19 protein-coding genes and 2 pseudogenes are annotated in these 21,553 nt (G+C 35.2%); 13 read left to right on the top strand and 8 right to left on the bottom strand.

The annotated features are described in order from the left end of the window. The first annotated feature begins 159 nt into the window (after positions 1-159). Genes OOK85_RS06450 through OOK85_RS06440 form a run of 3 tightly spaced genes read left to right on the top strand, consistent with a single transcriptional unit; the run spans position 160 to position 1,894 of the window. Positions 160-543 carry a hypothetical protein gene (locus OOK85_RS06450; RefSeq protein ID WP_264702881.1) on the top strand — a complete coding sequence of 128 codons (384 nt, stop codon included), beginning with the start codon at positions 160-162 and terminating at the stop codon, positions 541-543. Between the two features lie 26 nt (positions 544-569). Continuing rightward, positions 570-1,322 carry an IS5 family transposase gene (locus OOK85_RS06445; protein WP_264702879.1) on the top strand — a complete coding sequence of 251 codons (753 nt, stop codon included), beginning with the start codon at positions 570-572 and terminating at the stop codon, positions 1,320-1,322. Beyond that, positions 1,310-1,894: a hypothetical protein gene (locus tag OOK85_RS06440; protein WP_264702877.1), complete on the top strand. Its 585-nt coding sequence runs from the start codon at positions 1,310-1,312 to the stop codon at positions 1,892-1,894. The genes OOK85_RS06445 and OOK85_RS06440 overlap by 13 nt, the downstream gene beginning before the upstream one ends. A 21-nt stretch (positions 1,895-1,915) precedes the next feature. On the opposite strand, the gene miaA is transcribed toward OOK85_RS06440, so the two are convergent. Next, a complete protein-coding gene (gene miaA / locus OOK85_RS06435) occupies positions 1,916-2,803 on the bottom strand; it encodes a tRNA (adenosine(37)-N6)-dimethylallyltransferase MiaA (RefSeq protein ID WP_264702875.1) in 888 nt (295 codons plus the stop codon). Positions 2,804-2,878: 75 nt separating this feature from the next. On the opposite strand from miaA, the gene OOK85_RS06430 reads away from it, so the two are divergent. From OOK85_RS06430 to OOK85_RS06415, 4 genes and pseudogenes are all read left to right on the top strand, one after another. Then, positions 2,879-3,349 (top strand): hypothetical protein, encoded by a 471-nt coding sequence (locus tag OOK85_RS06430; protein WP_264702873.1) that lies wholly within the window; start codon positions 2,879-2,881, stop codon positions 3,347-3,349. Between the two features lie 415 nt (positions 3,350-3,764). Then, entirely contained in the window at positions 3,765-4,352 is a 588-nt protein-coding gene (locus tag OOK85_RS06425) for an L-threonylcarbamoyladenylate synthase (protein WP_264338125.1), read from the top strand. Between the two features lie 17 nt (positions 4,353-4,369). Continuing rightward, a complete protein-coding gene (locus tag OOK85_RS06420) occupies positions 4,370-5,191 on the top strand; it encodes an AAA family ATPase (RefSeq protein ID WP_264702870.1) in 822 nt (273 codons plus the stop codon). 73 nt (positions 5,192-5,264) lie between these two features. After that, positions 5,265-5,543, top strand: a pseudogene (locus tag OOK85_RS06415) (hypothetical protein); the annotation flags it as partial. Between the two features lie 16 nt (positions 5,544-5,559). On the opposite strand, the gene OOK85_RS06410 reads toward OOK85_RS06415, so the two are convergent. After that, positions 5,560-6,312: an IS5 family transposase gene (locus OOK85_RS06410; protein ID WP_264702866.1), complete on the bottom strand. Its 753-nt coding sequence runs from the start codon at positions 6,310-6,312 to the stop codon at positions 5,560-5,562. 78 nt (positions 6,313-6,390) lie between these two features. On the opposite strand from OOK85_RS06410, the pseudogene OOK85_RS06405 reads away from it, so the two are divergent. Both OOK85_RS06405 and OOK85_RS06400 read left to right on the top strand, forming a co-directional pair. Further along, positions 6,391-6,912, top strand: a pseudogene (locus OOK85_RS06405) (hypothetical protein); the annotation flags it as partial. 58 nt (positions 6,913-6,970) lie between these two features. Then, positions 6,971-7,633, top strand: a complete 663-nt coding sequence (locus tag OOK85_RS06400; RefSeq protein ID WP_264702862.1) for a conjugal transfer protein TraJ — start codon at positions 6,971-6,973, stop codon at positions 7,631-7,633. Here the strand turns inward: OOK85_RS06400 and OOK85_RS06395 are convergent. From OOK85_RS06395 to OOK85_RS06380, 4 genes are all read right to left on the bottom strand, one after another. Continuing rightward, positions 7,630-9,126: a proton-conducting transporter transmembrane domain-containing protein gene (locus OOK85_RS06395; RefSeq protein WP_264702861.1), complete on the bottom strand. Its 1,497-nt coding sequence runs from the start codon at positions 9,124-9,126 to the stop codon at positions 7,630-7,632. The genes OOK85_RS06400 and OOK85_RS06395 overlap by 4 nt on opposite strands. Positions 9,127-9,308: 182 nt before the next feature. Further along, positions 9,309-9,686: a holo-[acyl-carrier-protein] synthase gene (locus tag OOK85_RS06390; RefSeq protein WP_264702859.1), complete on the bottom strand. Its 378-nt coding sequence runs from the start codon at positions 9,684-9,686 to the stop codon at positions 9,309-9,311. Continuing rightward, positions 9,683-10,951: a proline--tRNA ligase gene (gene proS / locus OOK85_RS06385; protein ID WP_264702857.1), complete on the bottom strand. Its 1,269-nt coding sequence runs from the start codon at positions 10,949-10,951 to the stop codon at positions 9,683-9,685. The genes OOK85_RS06390 and proS overlap by 4 nt, the downstream gene beginning before the upstream one ends. A gap of 55 nt (positions 10,952-11,006) precedes the next feature. After that, positions 11,007-12,161 carry a WH2 domain-containing protein gene (locus OOK85_RS06380; RefSeq protein ID WP_264702855.1) on the bottom strand — a complete coding sequence of 385 codons (1,155 nt, stop codon included), beginning with the start codon at positions 12,159-12,161 and terminating at the stop codon, positions 11,007-11,009. A gap of 447 nt (positions 12,162-12,608) precedes the next feature. Here OOK85_RS06380 and OOK85_RS06375 point away from each other — a divergent pair, with 447 nt between their 5' ends. The 3 genes from OOK85_RS06375 to trxB all read left to right on the top strand — a co-directional run bounded on the left by OOK85_RS06375 (position 12,609) and on the right by trxB (position 15,821). Continuing rightward, a complete protein-coding gene (locus OOK85_RS06375; RefSeq protein WP_264702853.1) occupies positions 12,609-13,361 on the top strand; it encodes an IS5 family transposase in 753 nt (250 codons plus the stop codon). 944 nt (positions 13,362-14,305) lie between these two features. Then, positions 14,306-14,905 (top strand): peroxiredoxin, encoded by a 600-nt coding sequence (locus OOK85_RS06370; RefSeq protein WP_264702851.1) that lies wholly within the window; start codon positions 14,306-14,308, stop codon positions 14,903-14,905. Beyond that, entirely contained in the window at positions 14,892-15,821 is a 930-nt protein-coding gene (gene trxB, locus OOK85_RS06365; protein WP_264702849.1) for a thioredoxin-disulfide reductase, read from the top strand. Before OOK85_RS06370 ends, trxB begins: the two co-directional genes overlap by 14 nt. Before the next feature lie 286 nt (positions 15,822-16,107). On the opposite strand, the gene OOK85_RS06360 is transcribed toward trxB, so the two are convergent. Continuing rightward, the gene (locus OOK85_RS06360) at positions 16,108-17,058 is read right to left on the bottom strand and encodes an IS481 family transposase (RefSeq protein WP_264702189.1); all 951 of its coding nucleotides are present in this window, start codon (positions 17,056-17,058) and stop codon (positions 16,108-16,110) included. 480 nt (positions 17,059-17,538) lie between these two features. After that, complete coding sequence (gene ligA, locus OOK85_RS06355) at positions 17,539-19,527, bottom strand: NAD-dependent DNA ligase LigA (RefSeq protein ID WP_264702847.1); 1,989 nt, start codon at positions 19,525-19,527, stop codon at positions 17,539-17,541. 214 nt (positions 19,528-19,741) lie between these two features. Between ligA and gltX the strand changes: the two genes are divergently transcribed. Beyond that, on the top strand, positions 19,742-21,064 hold the full coding sequence (gene gltX / locus OOK85_RS06350) for a glutamate--tRNA ligase (RefSeq protein WP_264702845.1): 1,323 nt from the start codon (positions 19,742-19,744) through the stop codon (positions 21,062-21,064). Positions 21,065-21,553: the final 489 nt, after the last annotated feature.

Raw genomic sequence — 21,553 nt, 5'->3', positions numbered from 1 at the left:
ATTCATACATGTGTAAAACTGTTATAGAGCCTTCTTAAGATCTTGTCACCCTATAGTCAAGCTATGCAATATTTACTATCTATATTAAACATTTTATTAACCTATTAACTATTTTTGTGTATTATTATACTATTAGCAGCTCATATTAAAATATTAATAATGAACAACTCTGAACCAGAAGAAAAGAAAAATCCAGTAGTTACATTAAGAGCTCAAGCAGAAAAGTTTGGTTTTAGCAAGTTAAGAGCTGGTAAAGACAATGCTGAAGCGAATTCTGGTAATACAGCGTTCTTAGATTTTCAGAGAATGGATTTTGTTATTAACGGCAAAAGTATAAGTAGAGATTTGATTGCCGAGCTATACAAAGAACATGATAGTTTACTGCCAAAAAGTGAAGGTAAAAATGAAAACTACCGCCCATTTGCAAGAAAAGTTTTTAAGGAGATGTTCGAACATGCTGGAGCTAAAGTTCCAAGTGATTCTATCCTAGGCTCTGTGGACAAAAAATATGAAAAGAGAGAAAAAGATGGTAGTTTAGCCTAATAGGTAAAAAATGGAGAAACTACCATATGCAATATTACATCAAAGAGGAAAATTGGAAACAAATTTTAGAGTTCATAAAAAGCGTAAAAGGAATGCACAGCAAAGATGAAAAACGTTTGAGAATATTCATAGAGGCAGTGTGGTACATAGTGCGAAGTGGTTGCCAATGGAGACTTTTACCAAAAACTTATGGTAATTACAGGAGTATACATAAGCGATTTAAAAGATGGTGTGAAAGAGATGTCTGGAAAAAATTGCTTGAATATACTAAACAAGAGCCTGATTTAGAAGTTGCTATAATCGACGGTACGATCATCCGAGCCCATCCATGTTCATCTGGATATACAAAAAACTCCAAGGATCAAGAAGCTTTAGGGAGGAGCAAAGGTGGCTTTACAACTAAAATACATGCGCTTGTCGATGCACTTGGAAATCCACTTAAATTTACTCTGACTCCTGGTCAAAGAAATGAAATTACGCAGGCACAAGTGTTGACCAAAAGTATCTATAACTCTACTGTAGTAGCTGACAAGGGCTACGATAGCAATGCCTTTGTTACAAGTCTTGAAGACAAGGGATGTACAGTAGTTATTCCGCCAAAACGGAATCGAAAAGTGCAAAGGTATTACGATGAGCATATCTACAAAGAACGTCATTTGATTGAGTGTTTTTTTGGTAAAATTAAAAATTTTAGGCGCATTTTTTCCAGATTTGATAAAACTGCTGAGGTTTTTATGGGTTTTCTCAATTTTGTTGGAGCTCTTGTATGGCTTCTCTAAAATTTTGTCCACAGAGCCTAGAAGAACTAGTTACCAATTGTAATCAGGCAGGATATGAAGCTGGTGTACATATAGAGTTTCAAGGTGCACTTAGCCAGCATTCATTCATAATAGAAAGCCCTGAAAAAGTAATAAGTATTGACTGTGTTAGCCAAAATAATGTGAGTGTTAAATCTGATATGACATTACCAATATTTTTCCAAAGGAGTGACGGTACATTCGGTGATAAGGTATGTGACCTGTCCAGCTCACTAGAATTCACACTTAAGTCTCAAGGTGATAAAAATGTAACATATGAAGATGGTAAATTATCCCTTACTATTCCTGAAGAACTAAAAAACTTTCCAGTTGTCAATGAAATGCAACAAAGTAAAAGTTTATTTGATGTCATTAAAGAGATTTTCCTTCAATTGATTGAGAAAGTTTTTGGCCATACTAATGACATAAAAGTAACAGAAGAGGACGGTACAATTACAATGATAAGCAGCTTTAGTAAACCATTGAAAGTAAATAGTACCCTAAAAGAAATCAAGCCACCAATTAATAGCATTGAGACTATATTGGACAAATAGTAGTAAAAAAACTGCACCTATTCAAAAGAAAAGTGAAAATTCTTCCACAAAATCAATCACTTCAGCATTTGGAAATTGATTTTTAAACCAAGTGTACTGGCGTTTTGCGTAGTGTCTTGTGTTTGTTTGAGCAATCTGTATCGCTTCGTCTAAAGTAATCTCACCTTTCAAATACTTTACAATTTCTGGCACTCCATGTGCTTTCATAACTGGCAAATGTGGAGCTAAGTTCATACTAAGTAGCTTTTTTACTTCATCAATTGCTCCATTTTCGATCATTTTGATAAAACGAGAATTTATTTTTCGGTATACATCTTCACGTTTAGGCAGAATTGTATATATCTTAAAATTATTGAATAAAGGAGGCTGTCTATTCTCTTGCCATACAAAAATTGACTTGCCAGTTTCAGTGATAACTTCAAGTGCCCTTGAAAGGCGGTGCGAGTCATTCATGAACACTTTACCTTGAATCCTTGGATCTTTGCTTAGCGCTAATTTGTAAAACTCCTCTTTACTTAAATTTTTCCTTAATTCGCTTACATTTTTCCTCACTTCCTGACTTATTTGTGGCATTGATGATAAGCCTTTGATTAAACTGCTTATGTAAAGCCCGCTTCCTCCAGTGATGATAGGTATTTGAGCATTTTCTAATGCGTGATTAACTTCTTTTTCTAAATCCTCTAACCATAGGCCCACGGAATAATTTTCTTTTGCTGAAACATAACCATATAGTTTATAAAATACTTCTTGCTTTGGTGGTTGAGCGGTAATTATGGGAATTCCTTCATATACCTGCTTTGAATCACAATTTATTATACTAATATTTCCATATTTTTCTATCAGGTTATCGCATAATTCTGATTTACCTGAGGCCGTAATTCCTGTAATAATTACTATATTATTTTTCATTTATATTAATTTAATTAACATATGATAAAGTGTAGTAAAAATTTGGATTCTATAATCTAAAGTTTGGAGATTTTTATGGCAGAAAACAACGACAATAATTCATTTACTAAGCGTTTCACAAACAGAACTCCTGGCGGTACAGGGGAAGGTTTTTACAGTAAGTATTCGTCTCAAAACACCAAAGAACGGGCATTAGGGGAAAAAGGGAAAATTTCTGAATTAGCAAACAAAAAAACTGAATCCAAGGAAGCTTTTTCTGAAAGTGGCGGCATAAAAAGTAAAAGCAGAACTGTCAATGAAAGATCTTTTGCTGATGCAACAAAAAGAAGCAGGTCAGATCTTATATATTTAGTCCGTGGTAAAGATCGTGGAAAATCAGCGTGGCATTATGTATTAGTTGATAAAGAGAAAAGAGAAATGTTTCTAGCAAAAAGCAGAACTGGCTCTATAGATGTTGCAGACTATGGAGAGATTTTGTATTCAGGATGGGGAGAGGATCCACCACAGGCAATAGTTGATAAAGTCAATGAAGAGTTTGGGTTGTAGCAAGTCTGCATAACAAATGGTAAGCTGCGTTGTATTATATTCACAAAAACTAGCGTATCTGTTTAGAGGAGTGGCTAATGTGCAAATATTGAAGCAAAGTGCGTGACACACAGCTGTACGAACATTGCAATATGGTACATAGTAAACGATGTCATTCCAGTGCTTGACACTGGAATCCAGCTTTTTCATAATCATCAAAATGTTGTATTTTAACATAAAACGGCTACTTTTATGCTTACCAACTTAATAAAATTCCTGGATCCCAGTGTCAAGCACTGGGATGACACCATTTGTTGTAAACTCACTTTTACTCTATGGTCTTGCCGCTATCCTGAACGGATACAAACTAGCAGTTACTATATAAGATACAATGCAACAAAACTGATCTAGTTGTTATAAATAAGTTTTGAGCTATATGGTATCTAAAATAATAAATGCAATACAGAACAACTTGTTAGTGTGTTTTCCAACAGAAACAGTGTATGCTCTTGCTTGTAATGCACTAGATAATGAATCTATAGGAAAAATATATCAGATAAAGAAACGCTCTCAAAATAAACCACTGTCTATATTTGTTAGTGATATTTACAATTTGACAAAAATAGCAAAGGTAAAGGAAAGATATATTGATTTAATAAACCACTTTTCTCCTGGACCAATTACCTATATTTTACCACTTAAAAACAACAACATATTGCCAAACGAATTCTTTAAAGATAGTATAGGTATCAGAATTCCTGAGCATCCTATTGCAATTTCAATACTAAACAAACTGAAAGTTCCAATAGTTGCAACTAGTACAAATATTTCAGGAAAAAAAAGTGTATGTAAGGCAAACGATATACCACAATCCATTAAGCAACATTTATCTGTAGTGATTGAAGATGACGAACTAGTTTCTGGTATAGAATCTACTATTATTGACTTAACCGAAGATAAGATTAAGGTTTTAAGGGAAGGTGCAATTTCATTACAAACAGTAAACAACGCATTTTCAAACTAAAATCTATAGGAGAAAGAATGAAAAAAGTAATAGGCCACAACCAAGCCAAAAAAAAAATAATGAACAACTTATCTGTTCAGTCTTGGCTGATCTGTGGTAAAAAAGGTATAGGAAAAGCAACACTTGCAAAATCCTTCTCCAATTGGTTTCTTACAAAAAACTATGACGTAGCAGCATTGGACTTACACATTATTGAAGGTGATACTATCGGAATAGAAAAAGTCAGAGAAATGAAAAACTTTCTACACTTAAGTCCCATTCAATCAGAACACAAAATAGCTATAATAGATAGCTTAGAGGCAATGACTAATAACGCTAAAAACGCAATATTGAAAATATTAGAAGAGCCGCCAAAAAATTCTAAGATATTTATAATTAGCCATAAGCCATATGATATACAAACCACTATCCGGTGTAGGTGCTTTCAGCTAAATTTACTCCCATTAACTTATGATGAAACAAAGCAAGTTGCTTCATCTCAATGTAAATTTGATAATCAAACGTTTGACGAAATGATTACTTTATTTCCTGGAATGCCAGGAATGATAATAAATACAATAAGTAGTGATGCTTATGAAGCATACAAATGCTTTTATAAATTTCTTCATGATTTAAAGAATCCCAATATGATTAATAAAGTAATTAATAGCGAAATCGAACTAGAACTAGCATCATATATAATTCAGGCCTTCATTTTAGAAAGCATAAAGAGAGAGGTAAATGGTGTTGAAATTTTACTAGGTCAGTGGAAAAAAATAGATGAACTTTTCGTTGTTGCTAAGCAACTTCACTTAGATAAAAAGCATGTTTTAGCTAATGTAGTTAATATCATGACATAAGTTTACGAAGTATAATACTTTTAACATAAATTTATGATAAAATTCTGTTAATTTAATACTCGAAGTATATAATTTGACTGATAATAAATTAACTGTATGGCAATCAATAGAAGTTTTGACGAAAGCCATATTGAACATGCAGAAAAAATTAAGCTTAATTAAGAATATAGCTTCAGATCAAGACGTAACCCTAGAAAAAGGAAAGGAGTTGTTAAGTGGCATTTATGAAGCAAATTTTAAGCTAAACAAGACAATCAATATAGCTACTTTGCCAAAAATTGGCTATCATATGCTAAATGATGAACTTGTTGTACGTAATCATATTACGGAAGAGGAAGTAAAGATTCCTAGGCTCTGTGGACAAAATTTTAGAGAAGCCATACAAGAGCTCCAACAAAATTGAGAAAACCCATAAAAACCTCAGCAGTTTTATCAAATCTGGAAAAAATGCGCCTAAAATTTTTAATTTTACCAAAAAAACACTCAATCAAATGACGTTCTTTGTAGATATGCTCATCGTAATACCTTTGCACTTTTCGATTCCGTTTTGGCGGAATAACTACTGTACATCCCTTGTCTTCAAGACTTGTAACAAAGGCATTGCTATCGTAGCCCTTGTCAGCTACTACAGTAGAGTTATAGATACTTTCGGTCAACACTTGTGCCTGCGTAATTTCATTTCTTTGACCAGGAGTCAGAGTAAATTTAAGTGGATTTCCAAGTGCATCGACAAGCGCATGTATTTTAGTTGTAAAGCCACCTTTGCTCCTCCCTAAAGCTTCTTGATCCTTGGAGTTTTTTGTATATCCAGATGAACATGGATGGGCTCGGATGATCGTACCGTCGATTATAGCAACTTCTAAATCAGGCTCTTGTTTAGTATATTCAAGCAATTTTTTCCAGACATCTCTTTCACACCATCTTTTAAATCGCTTATGTATATTCCTGTAATTACCATAAGTTTTTGGTAAAAGTCTCCATTGGCAACCACTTCGCACTATGTACCACACTGCCTCTATGAATATTCTTAAACATTTTTCATCTTTGCTGTGCATTCCTTTTACGCTTTTTATGAACTCTAAAATTTGTTTCCAATTTTCCTCTTTGATGTAATATTGCATATGGTAGTTTCTCCATTTTTTACCTATTAGGCTAAACTACCATCTTTTTCTCTCTTTTCATATTTTTTGTCCACAGAGCCTAGAGATTTTCGTTACCTTAAAGTCGTTAAATCCGATCATGATAATTATAAATTAACGTTTTGTAATTTTTTAGGTAATGAGTTTTTTGAATATAAAAAGTATGATCCACAATATTCTGGCGTTTCAGATGAATATAAATTTGTGGATTTTGGTAGTGTAAAAAAGACTCATAATCTAAAATTTAAGGAATATGTTGGTCATGCACCTAAGTTTTTTGCTGCAGAAGGTCCTATTGAGCCTGGATCTCAAAACCATGCAATTGATCTATTTAGGCTAGTCAAAGATGGTAAAGGTAGCAAAGTGGGAACCCTCGCTGATGAATTTGGTTATTTTGATGATCAAAATAAATTACATTATTATAATTATCACAAAAGTGCTGAAAGTAATATTTACAATCCTGAAAATTTCAGTATAAAAATGATAAATATAGATGTGAGCAAAATCGACAAATTCTACCTTATTGCGGAACAAGGTGATATAATCATTCATCCTATTTTGGAAAATTTAGACATATTTTAAAGTTTTTTAGAGTATCTAATCTTGTTGTTATTATAATTGGATTTGGTAGCATTGTGTTATGGAAGATAAATTGCTTGAATCAGTAAAAAACAAAAGTTATTTCAGTAAAGCAGTCGAATGGTACTGCCATAGGTATCTGTTTTGTGTAGCAGAAAGATCTTGGATGGCATTAATAGTATCGCTTCTCCTAGTATGCTTATGTTTATTAACATTAAACATATACCTGTTATTTCCTATTAAAAAAGATTTAAATTTTGTGAAGTATATGAACCACACAGAAGATGAGTTCTCTGCAATGCATAAGCTTAGTTTCAGTAAAAAGGAAGATGAATACACTTCCACAGCGAGGTACTTAATAAGTAAATACATTGAAATATACGAGTCCATTAAGATCGTTGAACCGAAGTACCAAGAAAATTTTATAAGAAACAATTCTATACATAAAATCTATCAAGGCTTTCAGGAAAAAACGAATAATGAAGCTGGTAATTTGTCTTTATCTAAAAGAAAAATCCCCAACATAAATGTAATAACATTATCTATTGATCGATCGACCAAGGACTTAGTTACATTTGCTGGAAATGCTACTGTAGTTTTTACAACCGAGCAAAATAAGGAGGATACTGTGGAGATTAGCTTCACTTTGTCGAATATAAAAGCAACTCTGGCTGGTATAATACCATTTAAATTTATTGTTAATGGTTATAAATACAGATTTTAAAATATTACTTGGTAGCTAAAAAAAATAACCAAAGTGCACATAGCAGTAATAACTGGAGGTAAAACTAGAAGAATTGGTGTTTTTTTAATAAAGTAATTCTGAGAAGGTTTTAAGAAAAAGGCATTGTAAATTATCGGTAAAAAGTACAGAGCGTTGAGTATAGTACTAACAATTAACACTAGAGTTACAAACACAGAAAGTATTACATTGCCAGAGTTGAAAACAGCTTGAAAAATGAGAAATTTACCCCAAAAAGTCGGAGCAGGCGGCACCCCTATCATAGACAATGCACCTATAGCAAATGCTGTCATGCTAATTGGCATACTGCGTCCTATACCGTAAATCTTATCTATATATTTCTCACCTGCTCTCGTTATTATTGCTCCGGCAACGAAAAACAAAGTGATTTTTGCAAATGCGTGGCAAACTAATTGAAAAATTGCAACCCTCATGCTGAGATCACTAAAAATTGAAGCGAATAATATAATATACGACAATTGAGAGATGGTAGAGTAAGCAAGCAACTTCTTTAATTCTTTTTGCTTTAGTGCAATCAATGATGCAGTAATAATAGTAAATCCAGCAGCGTACGGAAGCCACCCTCCAGCAAACCAATTTTGCTGCACAAAACGTTGCATGTTATCGACGCCGAAAGTGTATAATATAACTTTTATGATGATGAAAACTCCGGATTTCACAACAGCAACAGCATGCAGTAGTGCGCTTACAGGAGTTGGTGCAACCATTGCTTTTGGTAACCAAAAATGCATTGGCATTAATGCAGCTTTTCCTATTCCATAAATCAGCATAGCAAAACACACTGCAACAAAAGTGATTAGTGAAGTATCAAATTTGAATATTCCACCACTTACAAAGTCTAAAGTATGAAATTCATTATATAAAAGGCCTATCGCAGGAAAAAATAATACCAAAGAAGAGAAAAATAGCACGCCAAAGTAATAGCGTCCTGCAATCATTGATTCATTTGTTGAGTTGTAAGTAACCAGAGGGTATGTACTAATAGTTAGAAGCTCATAAAAGACAAATGTAGTGAGCAAGTCTCCAGAAAAAGCAATAAACATTGCACAGCTAATCGATATTGAAAAAAAGCATAGAAAACTTGAGTGATTGCTATCAGCATAGTTATTCTGCATATAACATATTGCATATACACTGGTTAGTATCCATAAAAACGATATTAATAAACTGAATACTACTCCAGTAGACTCTAGCTTTAAACTAATGTGCAAATTATTACCAAAATCCATGAGAATAAATTGAGAATGATCACCATATACCCAATATAAAGTGCACAGACACGTATACGTAAACAGAAGTACAGAAGAAGTGACAGTAATACTATTGTTCACTCTGGGCCATTTACCAGTAAAAAAAATAGCTAACCCACTTAAAAGTGGAATCAACGCAGTAATTAATAAATAATTCTCGGTAATTGAAAATGGTAAGGAAAGATACATTAAGATATAGTCCATTAAATTTTCTGTTTAGGTAAAGCTGGAATTATACTCAAATCATAGAAAAACTGCTATGTTTTTTTGGCAAACTAGTTGTTTGTGTATGCTATAGCTATACTGCGATTCATTCCAGTTATCTAAGTGGAGAAAGTCACCTCTCTCCACTTAGATAACTGCATAGGATGACAAAAGAGTAAACTTTATCTGTGTGAGCTATAGATGCAAATTACAACAAATGCAGTAGCGTAATCTCCATCGTCACTTAGAGAAAGATGAATTTTGGAGATAAAATCCTTGCTAACGGTAAGATACGGCTTGCCTCTCACATCATTGTATATTTCTATATCTTTCATTGTAATGTCCTGACTAAATCCAGTACCTCGTGCTTTAATAAAAGCCTCCTTTGCCGCAAAACGCTTAGCGAAATACCTTGCTCGCATTTCTTGACTATTATACTTTCTACTTAGCTCTATTTCCTTTTCAGTGTAGATTCTATTGAGAAATTTTTCCCCGTATTTTTGTAATATTCTCAATACTCTTGGTATATATACTATGTCAGTGCCGATACCGCTTATCATTTTGTGCTAAAGTGATTTATTGCTTCCTCAATCTGCATTTCCTTTACCTCTCCAGTCGCTCTATTTTTTACTTCAACTATCTTTTCATCTATTGCCTTTTTTCCGACAATTATTTGCCACGGCAAGCCTATCAGATCCATCCTAGCAAATTTTACTCCTACACTTCCTTCTGTATCATCGTAAAGCACTTCATCGCTTTTTAAAGCTTTGTATATTTTATCTGCAGCCTCCGTTACTTTCGTTTGTAAATTGATTAAACCAATTCTGAAAGGAGCTACCTCCTCCGGCCAGATAATTCCCTTATCATCATGAAAAGCTTCTATTATTGCACCAACAAGCCTTGAAACCCCAATACCATACGAACCCATATGTATATTGACATTTTTTCCATCTTGAGAAGTAACACTTGCCTTCATAGGCTTTGAATATTTGTCGCCAAAATAAAAAATATGCCCTATTTCAATACCTTTACTAACATTTAACTGCTCTTGTGATATAGGGCAAGTCTCAGGATCATGCATATCATCTGCAACTGCGTATATACTCTTCAAACTTTCAACATCTTCGCTTTCTAGCAACTCAGAAAATTTGTTGTCGTAATATAAAGTGCTTTCACCAGTGTTTGCCAATATATGAAACTCGTGGCTCAAATTTCCTCCAATTGGCCCCGTATCAGCTCTCACTCCAATGGGGGTAAGTCCCATGCGTTTGAAGATTTTTATGTAAGTTTTGTACATCAAATTATATGAATTCTGTGCACTTTCGTAATCCACATCAAAACTATACGCATCCTTCATCAAAAATTCCCTGCCCCTCATAACACCATAACGTGGTCTTACCTCATCACGAAACTTCCATTGAATTTGGTATAAACAAAGTGGCAAATCTTTGTAACTTTTTACCACATCTCTAATTAAATCAGTTGCTATCTCCTCGTGCGTTGGACCAAAAAGCATATCTTCCTCATGCCTATCCTTTATACGCAACATTTCCTTACCGTAATCATCGTAACGCCCTGATTCTCGCCAAAGATTTGCTGGTTGCACACAAGGCATTAACACTTCAATAGCGCCAGATTTATCCATTTCATCTCTGATGATGTCTTCAATATTTTTAAGCACGCGCAGACCAAGTGGTAACCAGGAATAAATGCCAGATGCTATCTGCTTTATTAAACCTGCACGTAAAGAATATTGATGGGAGATAATTTTAGCATGGGCAGGCTTTTCCTTTAGAGTTGGTAAGTAATACTTGGATAAACGCATATAATAGATCTGATTGTATTAAACAATCTTAATATAATCAGACCTGTAGGTAAACTTATTTTGAAAAAGAAGAGAAGTGCGTGGTGCTTTCCTTAACGTATCGTAACACCGATTCCCTCTCAAATTTAGTAGCCGCTCTACCAAACATGCCACAACGTTCCTTAACAGAACGAGTAAATGAGTCTTTCACTTCAGTCGCTGTTGTTGCAAGAGGAGCTTGAGGTTTCGTTTTTGAATTAACAGGCTTAGGCGGTATCGGTGGCTTTTTTGTATTTGGTTGGTGGCTTGGCGGAGCTGCAGTTTCAGGATATTGTTGATCATCATCAGATCTATAACCACTCTCGGGAGTGCTTGTTCCTTTTTTATTGTCTGATTGGGAATTTGAAGGCGTAGATTTTTTCCTGCTTTTTGTCAGCACCTTCTTTTTCTGCTCTATCTCTTTCTGTTTGTCTTTGCTTTCATCTGTAATCCAACCTGAATCGCTAATAGAATCAGATGCTTCACTATCTGAGAATTCAATGGCTATTCTCCTTGCAAGAATAGAAGCCATATCACACTTTGTTTTTGGAGTACTCTTCTCAGGGCTTTGTTGATTTTTATTAACTGGTTTCAATTTAAAACCTCCTCTTATTTCTGCAAATAAAGCATTTTTGGAATCTGTTTGCTCACCTTCACTATTCTTTTCTCGTTTTTCCCTATTTTGTTTTAATTTTTCATCGCGTGCTTTTTTCTGTTCTTTGCTCACACCTGCCTTACCGCCAGCTTTTTTTATACTATTAAGTAAATCATTACTACCCTGTTGAGTTGATGAATTTTGAGGAGGAGGAGGTGGTGGTGCACAGCTTGATAGAGGAGGAGGCGGCGGCTGTAGCATATTGGCACTTGGATTTGGTTGTGTTCCAAACGTTACTGGAGGTGATTGAGGAGTAGGTACATTTGATTTATTCTCCAGATTAGTACAATTTTTACACACAAATTTTTGTGGTTCTTGAGATGGAGTATGGCCGAATTTCTGTCCATTAAGACCTACTTCTTTCTTATTATCATCTCTAGAAATAGCCAGTTTAACAAGATATGTCACTGAAATAAGTGCAACAACCGCAGAAACAGCAAAGATTGCTAAAGGAACTGCTGCAATGGCACCACAACCAGAAACTGCTGCAATAACATAAGGAAGATATTGACCAGATGTGAAACTAAATACAGACAATAATTAAAGGTTTCCATATAGTCCCCTTAGTTTTAGTAAGCTCCTGACTATCTTTTAGCAATGAAGAATTATTGGATGTCGTCATTTCTTTGCCTCATTTGTTAACGATAATCTAATAATAACCCAATTAATAATTTCTGTCAATAATGAATTATGAAAAATAAAGTCAAAATTTGAATAGATAAGCTATAAGTAATATACGACCAGCAATAGCCATACAATAGACTTCTTGTATAACCCACACTAAGTAGAAAAAAGGTGTCATCCAAGTAGCTGACACTGCTCTCCTTTGTCATTCCAGTGCTTGACACTGGAATGACACCGAAGGGGCTACTGCCGTCTTGGATGGAAACCAGTGTCAAAACTAGGCTCTGTGGACAAAAAATATGAAAAGAGAGAAAAAGATGGTAGTTTAGCCTAATAGGTAAAAAATGGAGAAACTACCATATGCAATATTACATCAAAGAGGAAAATTGGAAACAAATTTTAGAGTTCATAAAAAGCGTAAAAGGAATGCACAGCAAAGATGAAAAACGTTTAAGAATATTCATAGAGGCAGTGTGGTACATAGTGCGAAGTGGTTGCCAATGGAGACTTTTACCAAAAACTTATGGTAATTACAGGAGTATACATAAGCGATTTAAAAGATGGTGTGAAAGAGATGTCTGGAAAAAATTGCTTGAATATACTAAACAAGAGCCTGATTTAGAAGTTGCTATAATCGACGGTACGATCATCCGAGGCCATCCATGTTCATCTGGATATACAAAAAACTCCAAGGATCAAGAAGCTTTAGGGAGGAGCAAAGGTGGCTTTATAACTAAAATACATGCGCTTGTCGATGCACTTGGAAATCCACTTAAATTTACTCTGACTCCTGGTCAAAGAAATGAAATTACGCAGGCACAAGTGTTGACCGAAAGTATCTATAACTCTACTGTAGTAGCTGACAAGGGCTACGATAGCAATGCCTTTGTTACAAGTCTTGAAGACAAGGGATGTACAGTAGTTATTCCGCCAAAACGGAATCGAAAAGTGCAAAGGTATTACGATGAGCATATCTACAAAGAACGTCATTTGATTGAGTGTTTTTTTGGTAAAATTAAAAATTTTAGGCGCATTTTTTCCAGATTTGATAAAACTGCTGAGGTTTTTATGGGTTTTCTCAATTTTGTTGGAGCTCTTGTATGGCTTCTCTAAAATTTTGTCCACAGAGCCTAGAGGTTGCCACTCTCTAAAATGTGAGACATACATTATCCCCGATGTCTAGGGAAGATGGAATTTAACCATCACAAAATCACGACTTTCGGGTCGCACTAGCTGTATGAACATTGTAGCCGTTATTCAAGTAGCCCGCAGAAACGAAAAACTTACTTGACACCCTTCGCCAGCCCCCTTATTATGATACTGAAGCTATTTCATTTAACTTCGCAATCTGTGCAGATTAAAACGACAAGAAAACTTGTATTTGGCGTACTATGCTTAAATTTTTGCACTATGTGTACCTTATGTCTTTATCAAATTTCTAGGTTTTTACCTATACAAGCTGAAACGCGCTTATAAAGCGTTCAAGACATCACCCAACGTCAAATTTTAAAATAGAGAGTGAATAACTAGCTACTGTGGGTTTTCTATGCCTTTTTTTTCTGCCTGGTAAATTTCTTAAATATTTATAGCTAAGGTTAGTTGCACTTAAAAGCAGCTAAATTGCAGCGTTTAAGACTTAAAAACGCCAATACTGAAAATAGACAATGACTAGGGCTTCTTTTGCCTTTTTTTTGTTTGGTAAATTTTTTAACATTTATAGCTAAACAACAACCGTCATCCCGCTACTTGTTAGCGGGATCTAGAGATACCGCGAATGAATCGCGGTATGACGATTCGTGGCGGTATGACGGTTCGCGGTGGCATGACGATAAGCTCGTCATCCCGCTGCTTGTTAGCGGCTAAGAGATACCGCGGCGGTATGACATGTTAGCTATACTTTTATACTCACCAACTCAGTATTCCAATCTGGATTGTATCTTATCGGTAAAAAAGAAGAGCTATTTTAGAAAGTTTTTATAGGGCTAAAACCAAAGAAAACTTGCATATAAGTTCATCAAGATGTAAAATTAAAGTTATTTTAAAAGAATAGGTTAATTATGAATCTTGTAACAAAATCTGCTATCGATTTTACTGCTTCAGCTGTTCTCTCTGGCGGAGAAATTGTTGATGATTTCTGTCTGAGTAAGCGCATAAAAAATAAGTATGCTGTCCTTTTTTTCTATCCACTTGATTTTACCTTTGTCTGTCCAACTGAGTTGATATCATTTAGTAATAAAATAGAGGATTTTTCAAAACGTGGTATTGAAGTTATAGGAGTAAGTGTAGATTCAAAATTTTCACATTATAAATGGCGAAACACTCCAGTTAATGATGGTGGTATTGGAGAGATTAGCTACACTTTAGTGTCTGATATCAAAAAGTCTATATCAAGAGACTATGGGGTTTTATATGATGACTCAATTGCGCTGAGAGCAACTTTCGTTATTGATGATAAATTTATTGTACGTCATCAATCGATAAATGATTTGCCTTTAGGGCGTAATATCGATGAATTCGTTAGAATCGTTGATGCAATTAAACATAATGAGGAGCATGGTGAAGTATGTCCAGCAGGGTGGAAGAAAGGTAAGCCAGCAATGCAGGCAAGCGATGAAGGAGTAGCTGATTATCTAAACTCATACAGTGAAGAATTATAGATTTAGTACAAAAGTTCTTATTATTGGATCCGGGGCAGCGGGTTATGCTGCTGCTATATATGCAGCACGTGCAAACTTAGAGCCAGTTGTAGTAACGGGAATGCAGCCTGGTGGTCAGCTTACAATTACTACAGATGTTGAAAATTATCCTGGTTTTGTTTCAATACAGGGTCCAGAACTAATGGAGCAGATGAGGTTGCATGCAGAGAAGGTTGGAGCAAAAATAATAGATGATGAGATAAAAAGCGTTGAACAACTTGAGGACTTTAATGAGTATAGATTTAGATCTTCTGGTAATATCAATGACTACTACTCGGATGCAATTATAATTGCATCCGGTGCGCAAGCAAAATGGCTTGGTTTGGAGAGTGAAAAGGAATTTCAAGGTTACGGAGTTTCAGCTTGTGCAACTTGTGATGGTGCATTTTTTAGGAATAAAGTTGTAGCCGTGATTGGTGGTGGAAATACCGCTGTTGAAGAAGCAATATTTTTAACTCGATTTGCCAAAGAAGTGATATTAATACACAGGCGTGATAAATTAAGAGCGGAAAAAGTAATGCAAGATAGACTCTTTAAAAATGATAAAATAAAAGTAATGTGGAACCATACCGTAGAGCAGATTCTTGGAGAAGAAAATCCGAAAAAAGTTACTGGTATTATAATTAAATCAACAGAATTAAAAGTGGATGGAGTGTTTATTGCAATTGGACACGCACCAAATACGGGTATTTTTAAAGGCTTTGTTGAAATGGATGAGCAGGGTTACATCATTACAAAACCTGGAACAACTTTAACTAGTAGGGCAGGAGTGTTTGCTGCAGGTGATGTTCAAGATAAGGTATATCGTCAGGCAGTAGTTGCAGCAGGAACAGGGTGCATGGCTGCACTTGATGCAGAGAAGTTTTTGGAGTCGTAATTAATTAACTCAGAATTAGGATTTTATAGCTAAAGTGACTTAAGTTTACCGATAATTTTAAAAACAAAAATTCGTCATTCCGCTACTTGTTAGCGGAATCTATGCTGAGATACCGCGAATAAATCGCGGTATGACGTAGGAAAACCTTTCTTGGGTTAGCTATAGATAAATCGCTTGCAATTTTCCTTTTCTTTTACATAATTATATTAGTAAATTATTAGGTAGGTTTAATATGCTTTATGGAGAGAATAGGACAAATACTAATGGTTACAGATATCAGAGAACTCTAGGTGTATGGTCCCAGAGTGTGATGGTGTGGATTTAGTATAAATAATTCTGGAGACTGTGTCCACTGATAACATATAAATTCATAAGGAGTAAGACCCTTAAGAGTTTTGAGTCTCTTTGCATAATTATAAGCCATAACAAAGTTATAAAGGTGTTCTTTAAGTTGCTGGTGCGATTGATAGTAATACTTCTTAACTGTAGCATCCTTTAAAGTTTTATTCATACGCTCGACTTGCCCATTCGTCCAAGGATGGCTAACTTTTGTCAAACGATGTTCAATAACATTCTCTTCGCAAACTCTATCAAATATATGTTGGAAAGCATACTTATGACGCTTCTGGTTTGTAAATTGTATACCGTTATCTGTCAAAATAGTATGGATTTTATACGGTAAAATTCTAATCAAATTACGTAAGAACTCAGCAGCTATGGGTTTTGTAGCACTGTTACGCAACTCAACATAGGTAAATTTGGATGTCCTATCAATAGCAACAAACAAATGTAATTTGCCCTCCTCAGTTCTAACTTCAGCAATATCAATATGAAAGTAACCGATAGGATATTGTTTGAATTTCTTTTTTGACTTAACTTCTCCATCAACAGTTGGTAATCTGCTAATGTTGTGTCTTTGTAAACAACGATGCAAGCTAGAGCGAGTCAAATGCGGAATTGTAGACTGCAGAGCGTAAAGGCAATCATCTAGTGGCAGTAGTGTATACTTGCGAAATGTAACTATTATAGCTTCCTCTTCTAGCGTTAAAACAGTCGATCTTGGACGCTTTGGACCCATATCAGCATCTTTCGTAAATGAACGTTTTCTCCACTTAATAATAGTTTTTGGATTAAGGTTATAATGCTTGGAGAGTTTTGCTATGCTCTCTTTTCTATTTTGTATTGCTCTACGAATCGTCTGTGTTGTTTTGGCGCACCCATGTAATATTTGTCCCATAACTCCTCCTTTGATGGTATTTTTTTCTCATATTTTATCATACCATCACACTCTGGGACTGTACACCTAGCCATTTCGAATTTAGCCATACCAATGTCAGTAAATTGATTGTATCTGTTCAGGCAATGGCGTCAACTTAAGGAAAAATATCAGCGATAGTGTATAAAATTTCTCTCTAAATTTTTTATCATTAAATTATCCAAAGAGTGCGATAAACAGCACTTTTGTTTCTGTTTTATTTCAACAAAGAAGTCTAAAATGTGTCCTTAAGTTGACGCCATTGTCTGTTCAGGGGAGTGGCTAATGTACAAATATTGAAGCAAAGTGCATGACACACAGATGTACGAACATTTGTTTGCAAAGGTAGTTTGTACAACAAATGGTGTCATTCCAGTGTCAGCTACTTGCATGACACCATTTGTTGTAAACTCACTTTTACTCTATGGTCTTGCCGCTATCCTGAACGGATACATCCAAGTATCATTTGAACACTCCCAAACTTATCACTTTATGCCACTGGTCTTCATCTAAAATTTCTACACCTAATTCCACTGCCTTTTTATATTTGGATCCTGGTTTTTCTCCTGCAATTAGGTAGTCAGTTTTAGCAGAAAGATGTGAGCTGACCTTTGCTCCTAGAGTTTTGGCTCTTACTTTTGCCTCTCCTCTACTCATAGCAAGTAGCTTACCAGTAAACACTATAATTTTATTATTTAAAACAGAGTTACTAGAGTTGGAGCTCACAGGAAGAATTTGAAGACAAGCAGTAAGATCATTTAACATTTTGATGTTATGTTCCTTAGAAAAAAATGATTCCAAAGATTCAGCTACTTTTTTTCCTATGCCGTCTATACCTACTAGCTCAGTATTATCTGATGACAGTTCAATCATCGAATTATACCAATTATCATAAGAAACATAATAATCTGCAAGCAATTCTGCTGCAACTTGGCCAATAAATCTAATACCTAAAGAAAATATAAACCTATCTAGAGTTATTACCCTTCTGCTTTGTATAGCATTTAATAAATGAGCTATTGATTTCTTGCCCCAACCAGACTGTTCTTCCAGATTAAATTCATCCAATTTTTCTTCTAAAGTAAAAATATCATGGATTTGTTTTATCAGACCAAGGTCGTAAAAAAACTCTATCTGCTTATCACCAAGGCCAACAATGTCAAATGCATCTTTCGATACAAAATGCTTTAGTTTTTCTATCATTTGAGCTTTACAGGCAAATTCCTCAGGACATCTTACTGCTGCCTCTCCCTCAACCTGACGTACTTTACTACCACATTCAGGGCATACTTCAAGAAACACAAATTCAGGTGTATTTGGAAGACGAGAATCTCTGCTTACTTCAACGATCTGGGGAATTACATCACCTGCCCTTTTAATTGTTACAATATCTCCCTCTCTTATGTCTTTACGTTTTATCTCATCTTGGTTATGCAGACTTGCTCTACTAACTAGCACCCCACCAACATTGACTGGCACTAAATCTGCAACTGGAGTTAAAACCCCTGTTCTGCCCACCTGTATAAATATCTTGTTTAACTTTGTTTTTGCATAAACCGCAGAAAACTTGTATGCAAGTGCTGAGCGCGGTGCTTTGTGAGTATTCCCTAGACGATTTTGTAGTACCAAATCATTTACTTTATAGACTATTCCATCAATATCATAATCCAAGTTATAGCGACAGTTATAGACCTCGTTATAGAACTTCAGCATTCCATCTAAACTACTCGTTAAGGACTGATGCTCATTTACGCAAAAACCAAGTGCCTCAAGCTTATTTAGTATTTCACTTTGACTTTTCTCTGCCCCACCAATTAAAGAATAAGCAAAATATCTAAGAGGTCTACTTGCTGTAATGTTTGCATCCAATTGCTTTAGAGAACCAGCGGCTGCATTTCGAGGATTGGCAAATTCATCGTTTTCATTTAACTTTAAAAAGTCGCTGTTACTGATGTATATTTCACCTCTTACTTCTAGTCTTCCTTGCACACCTTGCAAAAACTTAGGAAAGCCTTTTATTGTTGCAACATTGTGAGTGACATCTTCTCCTACAAAACCGTCGCCTCGAGTTGCAGCTTTAACAAATCTTCCATCCTCATAAATTGCAGAAAACGACAACCCATCAATTTTTGGTTCACATAATATCTCTATTTTGTCCTCAATTAAAAACCTCTTTATTTTAGACAAAAATTTCTCTACACCTTGTTCATCATAAGCATTCTCAAGGGAAAGCATAGGTTCTTGATGTTCCACCTTAGAAAACCTCTCATCAGGTGGAGCACCAACACTATCTTGTGTTGCATAAATTTCTGGCTCTATTTCAGCTAACTTTTTCTTCAGTTCATCATATTCAGCATCACTTATTTCTGGCTTATTTTTTTGGTGATACAAAACATTATGATAATTTATTTGATCTTGCAGTTTTTCTCTCATCTTTTCTAAGTTAGTCATGATACCAATATAATGCTACATTAGCCTTTGTCGTCAAGCTGTGAATTTTCTTGAATTTATCATATGGTCTTAATCCATCAAATATCAAAGGTGCCACAATGCTATAGCCATACTTATTCTTCTCTCGCTCAATTGTATTAGCAGATCTCACTTGCTTTAGCCATATATTTATATAAAATTAAAATAAATTAGAGTAAACAATATTGTTGTTTAAATGCTAACAAGATTCGCTCCAAGCCCAACTGGCTACCTCCACGTAGGAAACGTACGAACTGCCTTGGTTTGTTGGATGTACACACGCAATCAAAATGGAAAATTTTTACTCCGTTTTGATGATACTGACCTTCAGCGTTCAGATGTCAAATATATAAATGATATCATACAAGATTTGAAATGGATTGGTATCAATTGGGATGCAAGTTTCAAGCAATCAGAGCGCTTTGAGCGTTACAATGAGGTGTTTTTGCAGTTAATAAAAGAAGGGCATATTTATGCATGCTATGAAACAAGAGAAGAGTTAGACATTAAACGAAAATTGCAGTTAAAACAAGGACTTCCCCCTGTATATGACAGAAGCGCGTTACTTCTAACTGAGCAAGAGAAAATTAGTTATGAGCAAGAAGGAAGAAGACCACATTTTAGATTTAAGTTGGATAGAAATGAGGTTGTTAAATGGAATGATAAAGTTAAAGGCGAAATAAATATTGCAACCAATAGCATCAGCGACCCTGTGGTAAAAAGAGAAGATGGAATGTACACATACATGTTACCTTCTGCTATCGATGATGTTGACTTTAATGTAACCCATGTTGTACGTGGGGAAGATCATGTAACTAATACCGCAGTGCAAATCCAAATGATTAAAGCATTAAAAGCGAAAATTCCTATGTTTGCTCACCTTTCTCTGCTACATTTTGATGATAGCAAGATATCGAAACGGAAAGGCGGGCTGGATATCAAGTCCATAAGAGAAGATGAAATTGAACCAATGGCGCTAACTAGCTATTTAGTGAAGCTCGGAACATCTGATCCGATAGAAGCTTATGTTGACATACAGTCTTTAATTGACTCATTTGACATTAAAAAATTTAGCTCAGCATCTGTACAATTCAGCTTGAGTGAAATATATAAGCTAAATAGCAAAGTTCTGCAACAAATGCCATTTGAAATGGTGCAAGACCGTTTAAATCAAATTGGAGTGGACTCCTCAGAGTTTTGGTATTTTATAAGGAACAATATAGAAAGGTTTTCTGAGGTGGCCAAGTGGTGGAAAATATGCAAATCTGATATAGAGCCTGTGATTCTTGATAAGGAGCTTATAAAAATTGCGTTCAATGCATTGCCCCAAGGTGATTGTAATGAAAACACGTTGTCAGAATGGGTCAAAACTATTCGACAAACAGTGGATATAAAGGCAAAAAACCTATTTACGCAGTTGCGTTCAGCTTTAACAGGAACAGAAACAGGACCAGAGCTCGCTAAACTATTAATTTTTATCGGCAAAGAAAATATCATTGCAAGGTTAAAAGAAAAGTGAAAACTAAAGAATTATAGCTAATGCAATCCCTACATTATACCGCGATTCATTCGCGGTATCCCTTAGCCGCTAACAAGCAGCGGGATGACGATTGTCAGGGTGTCACTCCAGCGCCCCTATGATGTCATCCGAGTAGCCGACACTGGTTTCCATCCAAGACGGTGTCATTCCAGTGCTTGACACTGGAATCCAGACTTTAATTGTTATACTTGTAAATAATCTGGTGAAAATAAACGTTCATCTCAAAATGCAGTATTTTTGTTGAAATAGCTCAACTGGATCCCAGTGTCTGGGCACTGGGATGACACCATAGGAGGCTACTTGGATGACAAAAAAAGGAGCACTGACCTCTCTTGGGCTCTTTTAGCTACAAACGTTAAGAAATTTACCAAATGAAAAAAAAGGCAAAAGAAGCCCTGGGGTTATTATCCGCTTTAAAATATTGGCGTTTTTTATGTTTTAAACGCTTGACAAGCGAAATTCAGCTGC

Origin of the sequence: Wolbachia endosymbiont (group A) of Volucella inflata, from assembly GCF_947250665.1 — a bacterium.
Lineage (GTDB): Bacteria > Pseudomonadota > Alphaproteobacteria > Rickettsiales > Anaplasmataceae > Wolbachia > Wolbachia pipientis.
The sequence above is the reverse complement of the archived record's forward strand: the minus strand, read 5'-3'. Positions and strand labels throughout refer to the sequence as shown.

Bases quoted from the DNA above. Each gene is read 5' to 3' on its own strand.
- OOK85_RS06395 (WP_264702861.1), bottom strand. From the start codon at position 9,126: ATGGACTATATCTTAATGTATCTTTCCTTACCATTTTCAATTACCGAG.
- miaA (WP_264702875.1), bottom strand. From the start codon at position 2,803: ATGAAAAATAATATAGTAATTATTACAGGAATTACGGCCTCAGGTAAA.
- OOK85_RS06390 (WP_264702859.1), bottom strand. From the start codon at position 9,686: ATGATAAGCGGTATCGGCACTGACATAGTATATATACCAAGAGTATTG.
- OOK85_RS06375 (WP_264702853.1), top strand. From the start codon at position 12,609: ATGCAATATTACATCAAAGAGGAAAATTGGAAACAAATTTTAGAGTTC.
- proS (WP_264702857.1), bottom strand. From the start codon at position 10,951: ATGCGTTTATCCAAGTATTACTTACCAACTCTAAAGGAAAAGCCTGCC.
- OOK85_RS06440 (WP_264702877.1), top strand. From the start codon at position 1,310: ATGGCTTCTCTAAAATTTTGTCCACAGAGCCTAGAAGAACTAGTTACC.
- OOK85_RS06370 (WP_264702851.1), top strand. From the start codon at position 14,306: ATGAATCTTGTAACAAAATCTGCTATCGATTTTACTGCTTCAGCTGTT.
- OOK85_RS06410 (WP_264702866.1), bottom strand. From the start codon at position 6,312: ATGCAATATTACATCAAAGAGGAAAATTGGAAACAAATTTTAGAGTTC.
- OOK85_RS06425 (WP_264338125.1), top strand. From the start codon at position 3,765: ATGGTATCTAAAATAATAAATGCAATACAGAACAACTTGTTAGTGTGT.
- ligA (WP_264702847.1), bottom strand. From the start codon at position 19,527: ATGACTAACTTAGAAAAGATGAGAGAAAAACTGCAAGATCAAATAAAT.
- gltX (WP_264702845.1), top strand. From the start codon at position 19,742: ATGCTAACAAGATTCGCTCCAAGCCCAACTGGCTACCTCCACGTAGGA.
- OOK85_RS06400 (WP_264702862.1), top strand. From the start codon at position 6,971: ATGGAAGATAAATTGCTTGAATCAGTAAAAAACAAAAGTTATTTCAGT.
- OOK85_RS06430 (WP_264702873.1), top strand. From the start codon at position 2,879: ATGGCAGAAAACAACGACAATAATTCATTTACTAAGCGTTTCACAAAC.
- OOK85_RS06420 (WP_264702870.1), top strand. From the start codon at position 4,370: ATGAAAAAAGTAATAGGCCACAACCAAGCCAAAAAAAAAATAATGAAC.
- OOK85_RS06445 (WP_264702879.1), top strand. From the start codon at position 570: ATGCAATATTACATCAAAGAGGAAAATTGGAAACAAATTTTAGAGTTC.
- OOK85_RS06450 (WP_264702881.1), top strand. From the start codon at position 160: ATGAACAACTCTGAACCAGAAGAAAAGAAAAATCCAGTAGTTACATTA.
- OOK85_RS06360 (WP_264702189.1), bottom strand. From the start codon at position 17,058: ATGGGACAAATATTACATGGGTGCGCCAAAACAACACAGACGATTCGT.